At 69.9% G+C, this 19,476-nt stretch carries 16 protein-coding genes and 2 pseudogenes; 11 read left to right on the forward strand and 7 right to left on the reverse strand.

The annotated features are described in order from the left end of the window. The 3 genes from PYR72_RS05230 to PYR72_RS05240 all read right to left on the reverse strand — a co-directional run bounded on the left by PYR72_RS05230 (position 1) and on the right by PYR72_RS05240 (position 2,964). Positions 1 to 972 carry an SMP-30/gluconolactonase/LRE family protein gene (locus tag PYR72_RS05230; protein WP_275454129.1) on the reverse strand — a complete coding sequence of 324 codons (972 nt, stop codon included), beginning with the start codon at positions 970 to 972 and terminating at the stop codon, positions 1 to 3. Positions 973 to 1,305: 333 nt separating this feature from the next. Then, positions 1,306 to 1,902: a TetR family transcriptional regulator gene (locus tag PYR72_RS05235; protein ID WP_343245513.1), complete on the reverse strand. Its 597-nt coding sequence runs from the start codon at positions 1,900 to 1,902 to the stop codon at positions 1,306 to 1,308. Positions 1,903 to 2,358: 456 nt separating this feature from the next. Next, complete coding sequence (locus tag PYR72_RS05240; RefSeq protein WP_275454130.1) at positions 2,359 to 2,964, reverse strand: TetR/AcrR family transcriptional regulator; 606 nt, start codon at positions 2,962 to 2,964, stop codon at positions 2,359 to 2,361. A gap of 309 nt (positions 2,965 to 3,273) precedes the next feature. On the opposite strand from PYR72_RS05240, the gene PYR72_RS05245 reads away from it, so the two are divergent. The 5 genes from PYR72_RS05245 to PYR72_RS05265 all read left to right on the forward strand — a co-directional run bounded on the left by PYR72_RS05245 (position 3,274) and on the right by PYR72_RS05265 (position 9,751). After that, entirely contained in the window at positions 3,274 to 4,494 is a 1,221-nt protein-coding gene (locus PYR72_RS05245; RefSeq protein WP_275454131.1) for an oxygenase MpaB family protein, read from the forward strand. A 109-nt stretch (positions 4,495 to 4,603) separates the two neighbouring features. Next, positions 4,604 to 6,112 (forward strand): MFS transporter, encoded by a 1,509-nt coding sequence (locus PYR72_RS05250; protein WP_275454132.1) that lies wholly within the window; start codon positions 4,604 to 4,606, stop codon positions 6,110 to 6,112. A gap of 579 nt (positions 6,113 to 6,691) precedes the next feature. Beyond that, positions 6,692 to 7,714: a LacI family DNA-binding transcriptional regulator gene (locus PYR72_RS05255; RefSeq protein ID WP_275454133.1), complete on the forward strand. Its 1,023-nt coding sequence runs from the start codon at positions 6,692 to 6,694 to the stop codon at positions 7,712 to 7,714. Between the two features lie 185 nt (positions 7,715 to 7,899). Further along, positions 7,900 to 8,859, forward strand: a complete 960-nt coding sequence (locus PYR72_RS05260) for an expansin EXLX1 family cellulose-binding protein (RefSeq protein WP_275454134.1) — start codon at positions 7,900 to 7,902, stop codon at positions 8,857 to 8,859. 286 nt (positions 8,860 to 9,145) lie between these two features. Next, positions 9,146 to 9,751, forward strand: coding sequence for a dihydrofolate reductase family protein (locus tag PYR72_RS05265; RefSeq protein ID WP_275454135.1), 606 nt, complete (start codon positions 9,146 to 9,148; stop codon positions 9,749 to 9,751). A 110-nt stretch (positions 9,752 to 9,861) separates the two neighbouring features. On the opposite strand, the gene PYR72_RS05270 is transcribed toward PYR72_RS05265, so the two are convergent. Continuing rightward, entirely contained in the window at positions 9,862 to 10,158 is a 297-nt protein-coding gene (locus PYR72_RS05270) for a hypothetical protein (protein ID WP_275454136.1), read from the reverse strand. Positions 10,159 to 10,531: 373 nt separating this feature from the next. After that, positions 10,532 to 11,074 carry a DUF1707 domain-containing protein gene (locus PYR72_RS05275; RefSeq protein WP_275454137.1) on the reverse strand — a complete coding sequence of 181 codons (543 nt, stop codon included), beginning with the start codon at positions 11,072 to 11,074 and terminating at the stop codon, positions 10,532 to 10,534. Positions 11,075 to 11,338: 264 nt separating this feature from the next. On the opposite strand from PYR72_RS05275, the pseudogene PYR72_RS42925 reads away from it, so the two are divergent. The 3 genes and pseudogenes from PYR72_RS42925 to PYR72_RS05285 all read left to right on the forward strand — a co-directional run. Then, a pseudogene (locus tag PYR72_RS42925) lies at positions 11,339 to 11,740 on the forward strand (esterase-like activity of phytase family protein); the annotation flags it as partial. After that, positions 11,694 to 12,098 (forward strand): esterase-like activity of phytase family protein, encoded by a 405-nt coding sequence (locus PYR72_RS42930; RefSeq protein WP_343245514.1) that lies wholly within the window; start codon positions 11,694 to 11,696, stop codon positions 12,096 to 12,098. The pseudogene PYR72_RS42925 and the gene PYR72_RS42930, both read left to right, overlap by 47 nt. After that, positions 12,013 to 12,300, forward strand: a pseudogene (locus tag PYR72_RS05285) (serine protease); the annotation flags it as partial. The gene PYR72_RS42930 and the pseudogene PYR72_RS05285, both read left to right, overlap by 86 nt. Before the next feature lie 342 nt (positions 12,301 to 12,642). Here PYR72_RS05285 and PYR72_RS05290 read toward each other — a convergent pair. Together PYR72_RS05290 and PYR72_RS05295 are read right to left on the reverse strand one after the other, a co-directional pair. Then, positions 12,643 to 14,958, reverse strand: a complete 2,316-nt coding sequence (locus PYR72_RS05290) for a glycoside hydrolase family 3 N-terminal domain-containing protein (protein ID WP_275454138.1) — start codon at positions 14,956 to 14,958, stop codon at positions 12,643 to 12,645. 46 nt (positions 14,959 to 15,004) lie between these two features. Beyond that, a complete protein-coding gene (locus PYR72_RS05295) occupies positions 15,005 to 16,036 on the reverse strand; it encodes a LacI family DNA-binding transcriptional regulator (protein WP_275454139.1) in 1,032 nt (343 codons plus the stop codon). 191 nt (positions 16,037 to 16,227) lie between these two features. On the opposite strand from PYR72_RS05295, the gene PYR72_RS05300 reads away from it, so the two are divergent. From PYR72_RS05300 to PYR72_RS05310, 3 genes are read left to right on the forward strand one after another with little or no spacing between them, the layout of a single operon-like run. Continuing rightward, complete coding sequence (locus PYR72_RS05300; RefSeq protein WP_275454140.1) at positions 16,228 to 17,547, forward strand: extracellular solute-binding protein; 1,320 nt, start codon at positions 16,228 to 16,230, stop codon at positions 17,545 to 17,547. 56 nt (positions 17,548 to 17,603) lie between these two features. Further along, complete coding sequence (locus tag PYR72_RS05305; RefSeq protein ID WP_275460333.1) at positions 17,604 to 18,449, forward strand: sugar ABC transporter permease; 846 nt, start codon at positions 17,604 to 17,606, stop codon at positions 18,447 to 18,449. Beyond that, entirely contained in the window at positions 18,446 to 19,360 is a 915-nt protein-coding gene (locus PYR72_RS05310; protein WP_275454141.1) for a carbohydrate ABC transporter permease, read from the forward strand. The genes PYR72_RS05305 and PYR72_RS05310 overlap by 4 nt, the downstream gene beginning before the upstream one ends. Positions 19,361 to 19,476 lie beyond the last annotated feature (116 nt).

A 19,476-nucleotide genomic window follows, 5' to 3' on the forward strand; every position in this document is an offset into this window, starting at 1 on the left:
TCACAGGCGCACCATCTCGATACGGCCGCCGCTCAGGGCCGCGGCGCGGACGGGATCGTCCGTGGGGACGGTGGCGGCGAAGAGGGTGCGTCCGTCATGGCCGGCCACCAGGCAGCTGAGGGTCTGCTGGCTGGTCGCCACTCGATCGAGGATCCGGCCGCCCTCCGCCACGCGCACGCATTCGCCCCGCAGGGCGTTCGCCACCCAGATCGTCTCGCCGTCGGTGTCCCAGGCGATGCCGTCCGGTGCGACCGGTGACGCGGAGTGCTTGGCTATGGCGGGACGGTCGAGGAGGGCGGAGATCCTTCGGGTGATGCGTCCGGGCAGGCCCGGATGGTTCAGGAGGCGCCACAGGAGAGGTGAGATCAGAGCGGCCCAGGGCTGCGGGCCTTCGAGCGTGCCGTCGCCTGTGACGGGGAGGCGGGTCAGTCGCATGGCGAGTGTTTCGGCCACCACGAGAGCCGAGCCGTCGGCCGTCAGGAGCATGCCGTTGGGAAACAGCAACGGCTCCGACAACCCGATCACACGTCCGTCCGGGGCGAGGCAGGCGACCGGGGTGCGCGGGGGGCCGGGCGGCGCGTAGAGCGATGAGTTCGGGTGCTTGCGCGTGAAGGCGTGGTAGTCGAAACCGAAGTTGCCGACGTACGCCCGCCCTTGCGGGTCGACCAGCATGTCGTTGACCGGCCCACCGACGATGTGGCGCAGGTCGGTGTGCTCGACCAGGTCGCCGCCCGCTTCCCGCCGGTACACCCGGCCCTCGTCCATGGACACGACCAACAGGCGACCGTCGGGAAGCCAGCCGATTCCGCCGGCCCGGCCCGGCACCCTCAGGACCGTCTCCGGCGCCCCGCTGCCGTCCCAGCGATGCACCGTGCCGTGCGCCAGATCGGAGAACCACAGAGCCCCTTCGTGCCAGCGCAGGCATTCCGGAACACCGAGGCCGCTCAAGGCGAGCGCTGCCGTCGTTTTCATTCAGCCACTCCTCGGGCGACCGGCTGACAGGGCTCGCACCACCGCAACCAGAAGTTGGACGCTTGTACTGGACGGTTGACTTGCACGGGTGACCGTCTCATTCCGGGTGAACCGAAGTCAACGTTCCGGTGGGAGTCTTCGTGGCTGAGATGCGAACCCTCGGAGCAGGCGACGCTCCTGCGGGCGCAGCCGGGTTGGGCGGCGCAGGACGCCCGGACGCGTGCGGAGTCTTCGCGCGCCCGTACGACCTCGCGGCCTACCGCGTCGTTCTCCCACCGTGGCGGAAGCGCGGACCGGAATGCGCTGCCACCGAGAACTCCGGGCCGGGGGCTGTTACTTGCTTTCGGCGAGGGTCAGAAGATGCTCGCCGGTCAGACGCAGCACTGCACGACTGTCCTCGCCCTTGCGGTCGACCAGCCAGCACAGGATGAGACCGTCCAGCACCGCGTTGAGGTAGCGGGCAAGAACCGGTACAGGAGCGGTCCAACGGATCCCCTCGGCCTCGGCGACCTCCACGAGGAGCCCTTGGTGGACCTCCAGGTAACTCTGGTACTGCCGACGAGCCAGTTCCTCGAAGCCGGCCTGCCGCAAGGCGTAGTGCGTGAGTTCGTAGGTCACCTGGTGCTCTCCCGGGCCGCGTTCCACACCGTCCCAGAACGCGCCCAGGCTCTTGGAGATCCTCACACCGAGGTCGCCACCCTCCTGGAGGGCGTTCCGCGCCGCGTCGGCACTCCGAGCGGTGAAGCGGGTGAGGACCTCCTGCAGGAGTTCTTCCCGGGAGCTGAAGCAGTAGTGGAAAACACCCAACGGCATCTTCGCCTCGTTGACGATCGCGCGCGTTGTCGCTTTCGTCACTCCGTCGCGGACCATCACCCGGAACGCTGCCGCAATCAGCTCTTCCCGTCGGTCCTTCGCCGCCATGCGAGCCATGCAGTCCGCTTTCCCCTGTGAGATCGAAACGCCTGTTCACAGGCATGGTAGCCCAGCGTCTTGGACGAGCGACCAACATGAGGTCGAAGGTGAGTGGCGGTCGAGGCGGGTCGGCGATCGCCAGACGGCGGGAGCCCGGATCGGCCGGCGCCCGCCGGGCCGTGCCGAGCCGCCGTTCGAGTACGTACCGGGAAGGGCCCACCCCGGTCGGCCGGAAGATACGGCCGAGGTGCCGCGCGGACACACCGATCGCCTCGGCGACCCGCCCCGCGCCCAGCCCGGGGTAGGCGAGGTGCCGGGCCATGCAGTCCTTGGCCACCGCCAACAGGGCGAACAGGGCTCCTTCGACGCCCGACCCCCTGCCGAGCTTCGAGGGCCGCCGCCCACTGCCGAGCAGTGTCGGCGCGGACACCTCGTCGGCGGCACATCCCGCGGCGAACACCTCGCGGCGCGACCTCATCGGCCCCTTGGCACACCCGTCGCGAGCAGCCCGTTGACCACGAGCGTCGCCAGCGCCTCCGCCGTGCCCGTCAACTGCCGGGACGAGGCGGGCCCGGGCCTGCCCAGGCGCCGCGCCAGCGGGCCGTCCACCATCCCCGAGACGGGCGGAACGACGGCGAAGAACAGGACGTCCATCGGAACGGGCGCCATGCGCCCGGAGGCGACGAGCCGCTCGATGCCGGGGGCCATGAGCTGCAGCGTCGGAACGATGTGCCGCTCGTAAAGGTAGTCCAGCCGTTCGGTGTCCCGGGACGACTCGTCGACGAGGATGCGTCCGATCAACGGAGTGTCCGCCGCCGCACGATAGAAGCCGGCGATGATCTGCCGCAGCCGATCAGCGTCGTCGACCCCGGAATCCTGCTGCGGCGGGCCCTTCGGTCGCGACTCCAGCGCGTGGTCCATCACCGCCCGCCAGAAGGCCGCCTTCGACCCGTACCGGTCGTTGATGAAGTTGTGGCTGACGCCCAGACGGCGGGCCAGCTCACGTGCGGAGGCGCGGTCGTAGCCGAGCTCCGCGAAGGCTTCCAGGCCCCGCTGGAGGATGCTTTCCCGCCCGGGCACCGCCGGAGTGCCGGCACCAGGGCGCCCAGGCCGCCTGACGGATTCGGTTCGTCCTCCCATCACTGCCTCCATGACTACTGGTTCGTACCTGCGCAGCGCGCACCTCACGGGCATCGTGCGGCGGTGAGCCCTCGCTCTCCTCCCCAAGCGGCTTCCCACGAGAACACCTTACTTGACACCCGTCAGATTACAGCTAATCTGACGGGTGTCAGAGAATGTCTGTGGCGGACCTCCCCACCTTCCCGGCCGGCTCGGACAGCCGCGTGCGTCCGACGCTCCGGGTCGCGCCTTCTCGGAAATGAGAGTCACATGACCGCGCACCACACCCCCCACACAGCTTCCGTACAGGCGAGCGCTCCGCCGGCGCTGGGCCGTTGGCCCTCCATGAAGGCGGAGCACATGGAGTCGCCGCTCACCGCCGGGGATCCGCTCGCCGACGCCGTCATCGCCGAACTGGACGCCTGCGGCCCCAGGACACGGCACGCGCTCGACACCGGACTGAGGAAAGGGCTGGCAGGTCTCGACGAGCAGCCCTCGGAAGCCGTTGCCGCACTGCTGAAGCAGGTGGAGACACCCCCTTCCTGGGCCGACCCCCTGATGCTCCACCGCGGCGATGTCGTGAGCCTGTCGGTCCCGCCCATGTGGTTCGGACTGTGCGCGATCACCAGCGCGCTCGTCCACACCTACGCCTCCCCGGCCGCCGCGCGGCTGCTGCTGCTGCGACCCGACAGGCCGGCTCAGGCCGTTCCGCGCCGGCTCGTGGAGGCGGGGGTGTGGGCACGGCAGGCCATCCGGCCGGGTGGGCTGCTGCGCGGACAGCCCGGGCACGTGGCCACCGTGGAAGCCCGGCTGCGCCATGCCCGCCTGCGGGCCACAGCCCTCACCGACCGGCACATGGGCATGCCGGGCATGCCGGTCGGCCGGCTCGACATGGCACGCACCTGGCTCGGCTTCACCCTCGTCGCCCACCAGGCCCTGGCCGCCGTCGGCATCGACGTCTCCGGCGAGGAGGAGCGCCGGCTCTACCGGTACTGGGCGTACGTCGCCCATCTCCTGGGGGTGGACGAGAGCCTGTACCAAGGCGTCGCCGACCACGCCGGCGCCCGCCGCCTGCAGGACACACTGGACGCCGTGGCGCCCTCCCCCGACGACACGTCACGCACCGCCACGGCTGCCGTGATCGGCGCGCAGGCCCACGCGACGGCGCAGGCATCGGGCACGGTCCTGTCCGAGGAGCGGCTGCGCGATCTCATCCACTGGGTGCTCCGGCGGTCCCTCGGAAGCCCCGCGGCCGATCGGCTGGGCATCAGCGACGGCCCGGCCGTAACCGATCTCATGCCGTTGATCAGCACGTTGAACCGTCGGGCCCGGCACTGGCAGACCTTCTCCCCCGCCTCGGCCCAGGCAGCGCGCCGCCAGACCGCCGACGCGCCCGAGCCCGGAACGGACCCGATCGCGGCCGTTCTCGCCCTTGGCGTCACGTCCCGGCGTCGGGCGGGCGTCCGTCGTTCGGGTACGCCCGCGGCCTGACAGCCACGCGATCACCGACCGCACCACGTGACGAGCTCCGACGAAGCAGCCGTCCGCATCGCATCACCGCACCTTCCTGCTCCCTCACCCTTCCTCTGGAGACCTCGTCATGTCTCGAACCTCCCTCGGCGCACCGGCCACGGCCGACGTGTCCCCGCTGCCTTCCTCCGGCACACCACCGCGCCATCGCTGGTGGATTCTCACCGTCATCGGCGTGGCCCAGCTCATGGTGGTGCTGGACTCGACGATCGTGAACATCGCCCTGCCCTCGGCCCAGAAGGACCTGGGCTTCTCCGACGGCGACCGGCAGTGGGTCGTCACCGCCTACGCCCTCGCCTTCGGCAGCCTGCTGCTGCTCGGCGGACGCATAGCCGACCTGTTCGGCCGCAAGAGCACGTTCCTGGTCGGACTGGTCGGCTTCGCCGGTGCCTCCGCCCTGGGCGGGGCCGCGAACAGCTTCGAGACGCTGGTAGCCGCGCGCGTCGGCCAGGGCCTGTTCGGGGCCCTGCTCGCCCCGGCCGCGATGTCTCTGCTGACCACGACGTTCACCGACCCCAAGGAACGCGCCAGGGCCTTCGGTGTCTACGGCGCCATCGCCGGCGCCGGCGGTGCCGTGGGCCTGCTGCTCGGCGGTGTGCTCACCGAGCACCTCGACTGGCGCTGGACGCTCTACGTCAACCTTGTCTTCGCCGGTGCGGCGGTCCTCGGAGGTGCCCTCCTTCTGCGCCGCAGCACCCGGGACGAGACCACCAGCCTGGACGTCCCCGGCGCCGTTCTCGTAGGCGGCGGCCTGTTCAGCCTGGTCTACGGCTTCGCCAACGCCGAGAGCCACGACTGGAGTTCGCCGCGGACATGGGGCTGGCTGGTCGTCGGAGCCGTCCTGCTCGCCGCGTTCACCGTGTGGCAGACCAGGTCCTCCCACCCCCTGCTGCCCCTGCGCGTGCTGCTCGACCGCAACCGCGGCGCCTCTTTCATCTCCGTGCTGATCAGCGGAGCCGGCATGTTCGGGGTCTTCCTCTTCCTCACCTACTACCTGCAGCAGAGCCTCGGGTACTCGCCCATCGAGACCGGGCTGGCCTTCCTGCCCATGACCGGGGCACTCATGATCACCTCCGCCCTCGCCACCAGCGTGCTGCTCCCCCGCATCGGCCCCAAGCCGGTGGTCCCGCTCGGCATGGGCCTGGCCGCCGTCGGCATGGTCTGGATGACCAGCCTCGACCTCCACAGCTCGTACGGCATGGACATCCTGCCGACTCTGGTCGTGACCGGCCTCGGCCTCGGCCTGGTGATGCCCCCTGCCATGAGCCTGGCCGTCACAGGCGTGGACGCCGAGCACTCCGGGGTCGCCTCCGCCACCGTCAACGCCATGATGCAGGTCGGCGGTTCGATCGGCACCGCCCTGCTCAACACCCTCGCCACCGGCGCCGCAACCGACTACCTGACCGGCAAGGACCCCAGGGACCCCGCCGTGCAGGCCCAAGCGGGCCTGGAGGCCTACTCCACCGCCTACTGGTGGTCGGCCGTCTTCTTCGCCGTCGGCCTGGTCATCAGCGTCATCCTCTACCGCCGCGGTGTACCGGAGCAGGATCCCGACGCGGCACCCGTCGTCCACATGTGACGCCCGGGCAAGGGCTGCTCGGGGGCGGCGAGGTGTCCGTCCGGCTCCGGGCAGCCACGCCGAGGGCGACCGTACGCTGTCCGGTGACCGGCACAGGAGTCGGGGAACGCGACGGCAGCGCCGCATGCCCGCTCGGGAGCAACTCGACTCGCCGGGGCCTGAGTCGTGAATCGACTGAGGCCCCGGGGGGGTCGTCGCGTCAGCGGATCATGACAGCGGCGGGTAGGCGTTCTGCATCAAATGGTGGAACCGCGCGGAGAACCATTCTCCGGTTGCAGCGGCAACTTCACCAAGTGGGCCTCCTTCAGCCTCAACGGGACGTCCTGCACCATCGCGTAGCCCGAAGGAGGCTGTTTCCGTCGGGGGCTCGCCCGACCGCCGCCTATGCCGAACAGGGAGGGCCCCACCACCCTCCTCCCGGAGCTTGTCGCCGAATCCGGCAATAAAGCGCAAAGCATCCATTCCGCAACAACCCGCACCCCACATCCCCTTGGCCGACACTGCACGGGTTCCCCGCGCAGGGCGTGTGCCCCGGTTCTTTCGGCCCGTAGGATCGGCTACTTCATGGGGGAGGTGGTCATGGGCACGCGACGCCCCGGCTCGCCGAGGCTGGAAGAGGTGGCCGCGCACGCCGGGGTGGGGCGGGGCACGGCATCCCGCGTCATCAACAACGCGGCAGGCGTGAAGGCATCGACGCGCCGAGCCGTACAGCAAGCCATCGAGGAACTTGGGTACGTCCCCAACCTCGCGGCCCGCTCGCTGGCCGGCCAGCGAAGCAATGCCGTCGCTCTCGTCCTGACCGAACCCGACTGGAGAGTGTTCGCGGAGCCTTTCTTCTCAGAAGTCGTCCGCTCCCTGGGAGACGCGCTGGCGGACATCGGGATGCAGCTGATGCTGACCCTGGTCCGCTCGGACACGGACCGGAAGCACTTCTTGGAGTACGCCCGCGGCAGCCGCGTCGACGGAGTTCTGCTGCTGTCCGTGCGCGCCGGGGACCGGCTGCCGGACATGCTCGCCGAGGCGCGGTTGCCGACCGTGATGCTGGGTCGCCGCTCGGGCGACGAGTACGTCAGTCACGTCGACGCGGACAACCTGGGCGGTGCCCGCAGCGCCGTCTCCCACCTCGTGTCGCGCGGCCGCAGGACCATCGCCACCATCACCGGGCCACTGGACATGGACGCCGCCCGGTGCCGACTGCGCGGCTATCAGGACGCTCTGGCACTGGCCGGCCTCGACAGCGTGAAGTCCCTGGTGGCCGAAGGTGATTTCTCGCAGGACAGCGGACGCCGCGCCATGACCGAACTGCTCGAACGCCACCCGGACATCGACGGTGTTCTCGCCGCGTCGGACACCACGGCCGCGGGGGCTCTGCAAGCCTTGCGCGCGGCGGGACGGCGCGTGCCACACGACGTCGCCGTGATCGGCTTCGACGACTTCCCCCTGGCCCGGCGCACGAAGCCGCAGCTCACCCCGGTGCGTCAACCGCTGGAGGAGATGGGCCGGGCCATGATCAGGCTGCTCCTGGAGGACATGGAGGAGCCGTCGGTGGCCTACCGTCACGTCATCCTCCGTACCGCGCTGGTCGTCCGCGAGTCGGCCTGAGAAACGCCGGCTGCTTGCCCCGGAATTGCTCGGCCGAGTTTGGGAGCCTCCCAGCCTTCAGGCCCGGAGGCCCGTCCTGCACCTGACAGGCGTCCCTGGGCCACGCAAAGTCGGCGGCAACGTTTTCGCCGTGGGCGGGCACTGACGAGTGCACCATCGGCACCATCCTGAACGGACAGGTCATCATGACAACGAGGCAACTCGCGCGGCAGCGCAGGCGCAGACGCAGACTCGTCCTGGGCTCCACGGTGGCGCTGACCGCCGCGAGCGTTCTCGCCTACCTGGTCACGGCGCTGCTCCCCGGCCACAAGGTCGATGCCGGGCCGGCCGCGGCCACGCCCCTCGTCACCACGCAACCGAAAGCCGCCCGCACCTCCGGCACGGCATCTCCCAGCTCGACGCCGAGCCCGTCGTCGAGCCCGAGTCCTAGCGACTCCACCAGCCCCAAGACCAAGAAACCCCCCAAGGCGGCGAAGGACTCGTCCAAGGGCGCCCCGAAGACCTCACGCACGTCCACCACGCCCCCGTCGGCAGGGCGGATCCGGCCCGACACCTCGTATCAGGGCGTCGCCACCGCCTACGAGGCCGGTGTCGGGGACGGGGCCTGTCTGTTCGGTCCGAGCCCGGACATGATGATCGCGGCGATGAACACCACCGACTACGAGACCTCCCGGGCCTGCGGCGCGTACGTTCTCGTCCGCGCGGCCAACGGTAAGTCGATCACGGTACGGATCACCAACGAATGTCCTCTGCCCTGCGCACCCGGGCAGATCGACCTCAGTCAGCAGGCCTTCGCCAAACTCGCCGACCTCAAGGTCGGCAGGCTCCCCGTCACCTGGAGCCTGGTGAGCCCCAGCTCCGTCGGCACGATGTCCATCCGGTACAAGACCGGCTCCAGCGTCTACTGGTGCGGCATCCAGGCGATCGGTCATCGCAACCCGGTCGCGCGGCTGGAGGTCGGCACCGGGGGCGGCTGGCGGCAGCTGCCCCGCACCAGCTTCAACTACTTCGTCTCCGCCGACGGCACCGGCTGTGGCAAGTCGATCAGAATCACCGACATCTACGGGGAGCAGCTGACCGTCGGCGGACTCGCGGTGCTGCCGAATGTCCTCCAACCGACGCAGGTGCAGTTCGCCCGGCACTGACCCGTGCGAGCACCGCCCGCGCCGGACGTGCTGCACAGGCTTGGTGACTTCCGCCGGCAAGGGAGCGGGACGCCGGTGTCATCGGTGATCCCGTCCCCGGCAGTTCGCACTCCGGGGACGGGCCGACGGCCGTGATCGGCTGCGGCGACTTCCCCCACGTTCGCGGTCACGATTCGCCGCCGGGGCGGTGATCGTCGTGGGCTATTCCGTTGCTCCACAGCGCGGCCGATGAGTTTGTGGCTCCCCGCCGGTCCAAGCTCATGACACCCCAGGAAAGGACACCGCCATGTCGGAGCTTCTCGTCGACTTCATCACCTCCCTCGACGGCTACGCGTCGGGAGAGGGGTGGCCCGGCTTCTGGGGCCTAGAGGGCCCTGAGTACCTCGCATGGCTCGGCGAGCAGCCCGAGGCCACGTACCTGATGGGAGCGAACACCTACCGCCTGATGTCAGGCTTCGCCGCGGGTCAGGTCCCCGCTGGCCAAGACGAGTTCAGGCCCGAGGAAGAGGCGTCCGTCGACGAGCTCACGCGAGCGTCCAAGGTGGTGTTCTCCTCCTCGCTCGAGGAGCCGCTGACGTGGGCCAACTCCAGGCTCGTCCGTGACGACGCCGTCGAGGCGGTCCGCGCCATGAAGTCGCACGGCTCAGGGCTCCTCAGCACGATCGGGAGCCTCAGCCTGTGCCGGTCCCTGCTGCGAGCCGGACTCGTCGACCGCTTCCGGGTCGTGATGTTCCCGGTGATCACCGGGGCCACGGGCGAGGAACGTATCTACGACGGCTATCCGGACGTCGCCCTCGAGATGATCGACCACCGCACCTTCGACGGCCGCACCCAGCTGGTCGAGTACAGGCCCCGCGTACTGGAGCACCCCCCGCTCGGTGCCCCGGCCTGACGTCGCCCGCAGAGTGGCGAGTGCCGTGTCGACCGCCGCCGGCATCACCGTCGGCGGTCTCGCGCACCCGCACTCCTCGCGGCACGCAGGCTCGCACGTCAACCGCCGCCTCAGTGCCGCTCCTCGTACCGCGGGCACATCTGTCCGCCGTGAGGGCGGTGAGGACGTTCAGCGGGGCCGCCCGGCGGGCGGACCCCAGTCCTGCCACCACGCCGGCGAGTACGGCGCCGACGAGAGCCACGGCGATGCCGCCCCAGGGGACGATCATCCTGGTATCCCTGGATGCCGATGCTCAGCAGGGCTCCGAACAGCGAGATGAGGACGGACTCCAGGTGGATCATCCGCTTGGTGCCGTAGAGGAGGTTGAGGATCAGGGTGATGTCCTCGCCACCGGGGGACTCGGCCAACCAAGCTCCATGACCTCATCACGTGGCTCATCCGTTATGGCCAGGACACCCAGGAATTCCACAGCACCTCGGCCCCGCTCGCGAGGCACACACCCTCCTCGCCGTGACCGATGGCCTTACGGTCCACGTCCTGTCCTGTCGTTGCTGCCGGTGACGGCGACGGGCCGACCGTCCACCACCGCTGTCGCCACCGCCTCCTCCCCGTCGGTGTGGCCTGTCAGCGGCTCACCGAGAGGTAGCCGATGCTTCCCGCACCGTGACTCTCGGCTCTCGGAACCGTTGCCTGACCTACCCGCGAGCTCATGCTGCTACATCGGACCGGCTGTCGGCGCTGACAAAGCGCTGGTCATGTGATCCTGGTGCCGGTGGAACCTCAGCGTCGGGCGTGACGGATCTTCAATCGTCCGAATCCCATAGTCCCGGAGATTCGAATCTTCGGTCCGCCGGGGTGGGAACGCCGCGAGGCTTTGTACCGCACGTCTTTCCATCCGTTGCGCAAGCCCTCGGCGTCGACCACCGCGTCGCGAGGCACTGTGATTCTGGCCCCACCGGTTCCAAGCTGCAGCTCAATGTCGACGACCGGATGCTCGATGATCGCCCGGGCCAGGTTCAGGCGCACTCTTCCGTAGGCGGACTCGACCCTGAGGAAACGAGGAACCCGCCATACGCCTCGTCGCTGGATCCGCCCGCCGGCAGCAGCGATCGTTGAGGTGGTTCCCGGGTTCCCCTCCGGGAGTGAGGCCAGGGCCGACACGACCTCGCTGTGCGCCTCGGCGGTCAGCACCTGGTGGAGGCGCTCGTCCAACTCCCCGTGCGAGATGAGACCTTCGGCGTACGCCTCCTGCAGGCGCTGTACTGCCGTGTCGCGGTCGTCTTCGCCGAACAGCGGCGGCGTCTCTTCCGGTAAGGGGGCCACCGTTTCACCTTACTGCCGTGCCGGCGATCCGAGTGCGCAAAGTCCGGAGAGGCAAGGCATCGGATAAGGAAGCCGACCTCTCGTCACCAAAACCTTGACGTCCTGCCCGGCCGACCTACGCAGTCAGAGCACAGCACCCGCCGGAGCCGAACGGAAGAGTCCGCCTGACACACCGACTGATCGTGACGTCCTGATCGGTGCTCGTGGTGCCCGAGCAGAGCCCCTGCCGAGGGGAGCCTGGTCTGGACGAGTGAGGGCGAACGCATCGTCGCGTCAGACGGCCCGACTCTCCTGGGCGACCCCTGGATCCGCCGCGCCACCACCACCGGTGCCTACACCGGACAGCTCCCGGTGCCTCCTCAACTGCACACGACCTCGCAGGAGTTCGGGCCACGCAAGAACCAGACCCTGGAAGGAGTCACCTTCACCCCGGACGGACGGCGGATCGTCTCCGCATTGGAGGACCCCCTCTACCAGGACGGCGACGACCCCACCCCCGAGCACGGCGCGCTCACCCGCATCACCGTCCACGACACACGCACCGGACAGCCACGGTCCCAGTACGCCTACCCCCTGTAGCCGCTGTTCGCCGCCACCCCGGCAGGCAGCGCCGACACCAATGGCATCAGCGACCTCGTGGCCCTCGGCCACGACCACTTCCTGGTCCTGGAGCGCGCATCCCTCTTCGCCGACAACACCTGGAAGGCCCGGATCTACCTGGTCGACCTGCGGCGCCACCGACATCCTCAGTCGCGACTCCCTCACCGACCCGTCCGCGCGGCCCGTCCGGCCGGTCCGCAAGACACTGGTGACGGACCTGTCCGACGTGCCCGGACTGCACCGGGTCGACGACATCGAAGGCATCACCCTCGGCCCTCGCCTCCCCGAAGGCCGTCGCACCGTCGTCCTGGTCTCCGACGACAACTTCGACGCCCGCCTGGAAGGACTCGGTCCGCTACACCTCCGCCTGCCAGACCGTCGGCGGAACCTCCGGCTCGCCGGTGATCGACCAGTCCACCGGTGAGGTCGTCGCCGTCCACAACACCGGCAACGAGAACGGCGCCTCCTGCACGTTGAACAACCCCTGCGAGGTGGACCCCAGGGGCAATGTCGCCGTTCACAAGGGCATCAACTACGGCCAGCAGACCTACCAGATCCCGGCCTGCTTCACGACCGGCAACCAGCTGGACCTGAACGCCACCGGGTGCACCCTGCCGAGACCGTAGGGCCGATGCAGGGTCGGCGCGTTTCCGATCCTTGAGCGGCATCGTCCGCGCCGCAGGGCCCATCCGGCCCCGCCACCGGTGCGGACGGCCCTGCGTCGTGCGAGGCCGTCCGACAGGGGCGCACCCAGCAGGAACCTAAGGGACTTGAGACCGTGGCCCCTTACGTCCTCGGGGTTCGGGGGCACAGCCGGTCGATCTCAGTGAGCACGCGGTCCGCAGGCGGGCGTGCCTGCGCCCGCGAACCGTCGCTCCAGCTCTCCTCGGATCCGCCTGCTGCGCGGGGCCGCCGCCGACTTGCGGCGGCCATGAGCGGGGTGGCGCCGAGGCCCCGCGCGGCGCCGGTCAGTCGGTGTGGGCCGGCGTGTGCAGGACCCGTTCGTGGCCTGCCCTGCGGACCGGGCCGGTGAGACGGAGGGTGCCGGTGAGGCGGATGTCGGTGCTGGAGGCGCCGAGCATGACGGTGATGTCGCCGGGTTCGACGATGCGGTGCAGGTCGGGGCCGGTGTACGCGAGACGGTCGGTGTGGAGGCGGAAGGTGACCCTGCGCTGCTCGCCGGGGTCGAGACGGACCCGGGTGAATCCCGTCAACTGGGTGACCGGGCGTGGCAGTTGCGCGATCGGGTCGGCGGTGTAGAGCTGGACGACCTCCGTGCCGGGGCGGTCGCCGGTGTTGCGGACGAGGCAGCTGATGTCGACCTCTCCGTCGGTGGGGACGGTGTCGGCGCTCAGGGCGAGAGCGTCGTACGTGAAGGTCGTGTACGAGAGTCCGTGGCCGAACGGGTAGGCGGGTGTGGGGTCGAGGTTGCTGACCCCCTGGGTGTTGCCGCCCAGCGGCGCGTGCAGGTAGGTGCCGGGCTGGCCGCCCGGGGTGCGCGGGACCTGGACGGGCAGCTTGCCCGACGGCACGACGCGTCCGGCGAGGATGCCGGCCAGGGCGGGGCCGCCCTCCTCGCCGGGGAAGAACGCCTGGACGACCGCGGCCGCCCGGTCGGTGTACGCGCCGAGGGCGTAAGGGCGTCCGGAGACGACGAGCAGGACGACAGGGGTGCCGGTGGCGAGCAGTGCCTCGACCAGCTCGCCCTGGACGCCGGGCAGGGAGAGGTTCTCGGCGTCGCAGCCCTCGCCGGAGGTGCCGAGGCCGAAGAGGCCCGCCCGGTCGCCGACGACGGCCACGCAGACGTCCGCGTTCCGGGCGGCCGCCACGGCCGCGTCGATGCCGTCGCGGTCGGTGTCCTTGACGGGGCAGCCCTGTTCGTAGGCGATCAGGGTCTCGGGAAGCTCCGCGGTCAGGGCGTCCAGCAGGGAGCGGGCCTCGATGCCGTTGTCGTGGCCGGGGTGGTGAGGCAGGACGTGGTTGGGGAAGGAGTAGCAGCCGAAGAAGGCGTTCGGGTCGTCGGCGCAGGGGCCGACGAGGGCGAGGGAGGCCGTGTCGGCGGCCAGGGGGAGGATGCCGGCGCGGTTGTCGAGCAGGACGACGCTCTGCTCGGCCAGCGCGCGGGCCAGTGCCCGGTGCTCGGGTGGGTCGAGGTCGACCGGTTCGGTGGAGGTGGAGGTGGTGGCATCCGGGACGAAGTCGGCGTCCAGGAGGCCCAGTTCGACCTTCTGACGCAGTACGCGGCGCACGGCGCGGTCGACCAGGTCCTCCGGGACGGTGCCTTCGCGGACGAGTTCGGCGAGGGGTTCGCCGTAGCAGAGGGTGTCGGGGAGTTCGACGTCGATGCCGGCTTCGAGGGCGCGGGCGCCGGCCTCGCCGTACGTCTCGCCGATGCGGTGCATCGTGCGGAGGAAGGCGACCGACCAGTAGTCGGAGACGACCGTCCCCTTGAAGCCCCACTCGTCGCGCAGGAGCCGGGTGAGCAGTCCGGCGTCCGCGCCCGCCGGTACGCCGTCCACGTCGGCGTAGGAGTTCATGACCGAGCGGGCGCCGCCGTCCCGCAGGGCCGCTTCGAACGGGGGCAGGATCACGTCGGCGAGTTCCCGCGGGCCCATGGAGACGGGTGCGTGGTTGCGGGCGCCCTTGGAGGCGGAGTAGCCGGCGAAGTGCTTGAGGGTGGCGATGATCCCGGCGCTCTCCAGGCCGCGCACATAGGCGGTGCCGTTGGCCGCGACGAGGTACGGGTCCTCGCCGAGGGTCTCCTCGACCCGGCCCCAGCGGTAGTCGCGGACGACGTCCAGGACCGGTGAGAGCCCCTGGTGGACGCCGACCCGGCGCATGCTCGTGCCGATGGCGCCCGCCATGCGTTCGACGAGTGCGGGGTGGAAGGCGGCGGCCCAGGCGAGGGCGGTGGGGAAGACCGTCGCGTGGTGCGCGGTGAACCCGGTCAGGCACTCCTCGTGGGCGATGGCGGGGATGCCCAGCCGGGTGGCGTCCATCAACTCACGCTGAATAGCGGCCAGTTGGGATGCCCCCGTCGACGGGTCGACCGGCTTGGTGCCGAACGGGCGGGTGAGATGCCCCAGTCCGTCCTTGCTGGCCTGCTCGAACTCGGTGTGGCGGGCGAAGACGTCCTGCATGGGGGCCACGTTGCCGCTGACGTGTTCCACACCCGGCCAGGCGCTGCCGAGCTGGGCGAGTTTCTCTTCCAGGGTCATCTGGGCGAGCAGGGCCTCGACCCTGTCGTCACGGGGGCAGGCCGGATCGGCCCAAGGCGTGGTCATGGCATGTCCTCGGGGTGGTGTGGGCGGTGGCCGCAGGGGCGGCTGTCTAGGAAGAGGGGGGCGGCGGGGCGGTGGAGGAGCGGACGACGAGCTGGGTGGCCAGCTCCACCCGGTGGCTGTCCAGGGGCTCTCCCGCGGTGAGCCGGAGCAGGGTGCGCAGCGCGGCGCGGCCGATCTCGACGAAGGGCTGACGGACGGTGGTCAGGGGCGGGGCCGAGGTGCTGGCCGCGCCGGTGTCGTCGAAACCGACGACGCTGAGGTCCTCGGGCACCCGCAAGCCGTGCCGGCGGGCGGCCTCGATGACGCCGAACGCCGACTGGTCGTTGCCGGCGAAGACCGCGGTCGGCGGGTCGTCGAGGGCGAAGAGTTCCAGAGCGGCCCGGTGCGCGGGTTCGAAGCGGAAGTCGCCCTGCTTGATGAGCCGGGGATCGGGGGTGATGCCGGCGCCGGTGAGCGCGGCCTGGTAGCCGTGCAGACGGGCGGTGTTGCAGACGGCGTCGTGCCGGCCCTCGATCATCGCGATCCGTCGGTGGCCGAGTTTCAGCAGGTGCTCGGTCGCGGTCATGCCGCCGGTGAAGTTGGTCGCGCCGATGCTCGGCACGCTCTCGTCCGGCACGTTCGCCGGGTCGATCAGCACCACCGGGATGCCGGCCTGCGCGAACTGGGCGCGCTGCCGTGCGCTCAGCTCGGACGTCACCAGGATGACGCCCTCACGGCCGGCGTTGGTGATCTTCCGGGCCCAGGCCGCACCGAGCGGGTCCTCGGGAGCCGTACCGAGGACGACGTCGACGCCCGCCTCGCCCGCCGCCTGGATCACCCCCTGCGCGATGACCAGGTTGTTGGGGTTGACCAGCGCGTCGAAGGTCAGGTCGATCGTGCGCACCGGCGACTGCGCGCCGCCCGGGCCACGGGCCACGTAGTCGTGCTCGACGAGCAGTTGTTCGACGCGCGCCCGGGTCTCGGGAGAGACGTCGCTGCGACCGTTGACCACCTTCGACACGGTGGCCACGGAGACCCCGGCCGCTTCGGCAACACCGGTCAGGGTGGTCCGGCTCCGCGGAGCGGCCCTCTTCGGCATGCTGATCCTTTCGAACGTTTACGGGGACGGTAGCGCAAATCTTTCGTACCGGTCCAGAGCGAAATTGCCGCGAAGATTCATCTGTCGGCCATCTTGACCCCCTCGAACCGCGCACCTACTTTATCGGCCAGAAATCGCAGAGATTTCGAAAATTTTCGAACCGCGCTCTCTGCAGAGCGAAGGAGCTCCCGATGGCCCTGAGAACCCCGATCCGTGCCATGGTCACCGCCTCGACGGCGGCACTCGCCCTCACCCTGACCGCCTGCGGAAGCGGCGGGCGCGGCATCGACGGCGGAGCCGGTGGCGGCGCGCTGGTCTGGGCCCTGACCCAGGGGTCCGAGGCGACCTTCCGGGCCTCCGCCACCGAGTGGAACAAGCGGCACCCGGACAGCAAGGTCACCTACCAGTACTTCCAGAACGACCCCTACAAGCAGAAGCTGCGCACCGCCGTCGGCGCCGGCAACGGCCCGGTCCTCTTCGAGAACTGGGGCGGCGGCGGGCTCAAGAGCTACGTGGACGCGGGCAAGGTCGCCGATCTCACCGCCGACCTCGACGCCGACCCGGAATGGAAGGACCGCATCTTCCCCTCCGTCCTGAAGTCGGCCACCTTCGACGGCAAGACCTACGGCGTCCCCGTCAACGGCGTGCAGCCCGTGATCCTGTACTTCAACCAGGAGCTGTTCGAGAAGGCCGGCGCCGAGCCGCCGAAGACCTGGGACAACCTGCTCGCCCTGGTGAAGAGGTTCAAGGCCGAGGGCATCGCGCCGATCTCCATGGGCGGCGCCTCCAAGTGGCCGGACCTGATGTGGCTGGAGTACCTCGTCGACCGCGTCGGCGGCCCCGACACCTTCGCCGCCATCGCCGACGGCAAGAAGGGCGCCTGGTCCGACCCGGCCGTCCTGAAGGCCGCCCAGATGATCAAGCAACTCGTCGACGCGGGCGGCTTCGCCAAGGGCTTCACCTCCGTCTCCGCCGACACCGGCCAGGCCGAGGCCCAGCTCTACACCGGCAAAGCCGCGATGACCCTCCAGGGCAGCTGGGGATACGGAACCATCGCCACCGCCGCACCCGAGTTCGTCTCCGCGGGGAACCTCGGCTGGACCGGCTTCCCGGCCGTCACCGGCGGCAAGGGCAGCGCGAGCAACATCGTCGGCAACACCGCCAACTTCTTCTCCCTGTCCGCGCAGGCGAGCGCCAAGGAGAAGAAGACGGCCGTGTCGTACCTCAAGGACGGCGTCTACAACGACACGTACATCGACAACCTGCTCAAGAACGGCGACGTCCCGCCGGTGAAGGACCTGGACGCCAAGATCAAGGCGTCGGACAACGCGGACTGGTCGTCGTACGTCTACCACCTCACGCGCGACGCCGAGAGCTTCCAGCTCTCCTGGGACCAGGCCCTCAGCCCCGAACTCGGCAACGACCTGCTCACCCACCTCGACCAGCTGTTCCTCGGCCAGATCAGCCCCGAGCAGTTCTGCGCGCAGATGGACGAGGCGGCGGCGAAGTGAGCACCGCCAAGGTCGCCGCGCCGCCCCGGCAGCAGGGCGGCGGCCCGCCCTTCCTCATGGCCCTGCCCGCCCTGCTGCTCTTCGCCGTCTTCGCGCTGGTGCCGATGGGGATCGTGGTCTACCTCAGCTTCACCCGCTGGGACGGACTGGGAAGTCCGGCGTGGGCAGGCGCCGACAACTGGCGCGAGGTGCTGACCGGTGACGTCACCCGGCACGCCCTCTGGCTCACCCTCAAGTTCATGCTGGTCTCCTGGCTGGTCCAGACCCCGATCAGCCTGCTGCTGGGGGTCTTCGTCGCCGGAAAACAGCGTTACCGGGCCCTTCTCGCGGTCTTCTACTTCGTCCCTCTGCTGATCTCCACGGCGGCCGTCGCCATCATCTTCAAGAACCTGCTCGACCCCAACTTCGGCCTGGGCGCGAGCCTCGACCTGCCGCTGCTGAACCAGAACTGGCTGGGCGATCCCGAACTCGCCTTCTACGCCGTCGTGTTCGTCATCGCCTGGCAGTTCGTGCCGTTCCACACCCTCCTCTACCAGGCGGGCACCCGGCAGATCCCGGGCTCGCTGTACGAGGCCGCGGCGATCGACGGGGCGGGCCGGCTCGCCCGGTTCTGGCACATCACGCTCCCCCAGCTGCGCTACACCGTCGTCACCTCGTCGATGCTGATGCTGGTGGGCTCGCTCACCTACTTCGACCTCGTCTTCGTCCTCACCGGCGGCGGCCCCGGCTATGCCACCCGGCTCCTTCCGCTCGACATGTACATCACCGGCTTCCAGAGCAACGAGATGGGCCTCGCCAGCGCGATCTCCGTCGTGCTGGTCGCCGCCGGCCTCCTCCTCTCCCTGATCGTCGTCCGTTTCTCCGGCTTCTCCCGGATGCGCAGCCAGCAGGCAGGTGTGTGATGTCCACGCTCTCCCACGCCCCGCAGACCGACTCCGAAGCCCGTGCGACCCCGCCGTCCACGGCGCCGTCCACGCCGCCGGGTGTCCTCTCCCGCCTGCGCCGCGCCAATGCGCCGGGTGCCCTCGGCGGCCTGGTCTGGCTGCTGATCGTCCTCGTACCGGTGTACTGGGTCGTCGTCACCAGCCTCCGCACCCGTGAGGGCTTCTTCGACACCAACCCCCTCGCGGTCCCGACCCACCCGACGCTGGACAACTACCGTCTCGTCCTGGACAACGGGTTCGCCCATTTCCTGTGGAACAGTGTCGTGGTGACGACCGGCGCCACACTGCTGACCCTGGTGGTGTCCTTCCTGGCCGCCTACGCCATCGTCCGCGGCACCGGCCGGGCCCTGCGCTGGGCGTTCAGCCTCTTCCTGCTGGGGCTCGCCATCCCGCTGCAGGCCACGATCATCCCCGTCTACTACCTGATCGCCAAGGCACAGATGTACGACACCCTGGGCGCGGTCGTGCTCCCCTCGGCGGCGTTCGCCATCCCGCTCACCGTGATCATCCTCGTCAACTTCCTGAGGGACATCCCGGACGAGCTGTACGAGTCGATGCGCGCGGACGGCGCGGGCCACTGGCGCATGCTGTGGAATCTGGCACTGCCGCTCTCCCGGCCCGCCCTGATCACGGTCACGATCTACGACGCGCTCAACGTCTGGAACGGCTTCCTCTTCCCGCTGATCCTCACCCAGAGCCCCGACAAACGCGTCCTGCCGTTGTTCGTGTGGAGCTTCCAGGGTGAGTTCACCATCAACATCCCCGCCATCCTGGCAGCGGTCGTCCTGTCCACCCTCCCGATCCTGGCCCTCTACATTCTCGGCCGCCGCCAGTTGATCGGCGGCCTCACCGCCGGCTTCGGCAAGTAGCAGCCGCCGCCGACGGAAACGCCGCGGTGGACCGTCCGGTCGATGCGCACGGCGTCTCCGGTCGGTGCGCATGGCCTCAGTGTCCGCGGCAGAGCGGGCGCGCCCGGAGACCCGGC

It is taken from the genome of Streptomyces sp. VNUA24 (assembly GCF_029167005.1).
GTDB lineage: Bacteria > Actinomycetota > Actinomycetes > Streptomycetales > Streptomycetaceae > Streptomyces > Streptomyces scabiei.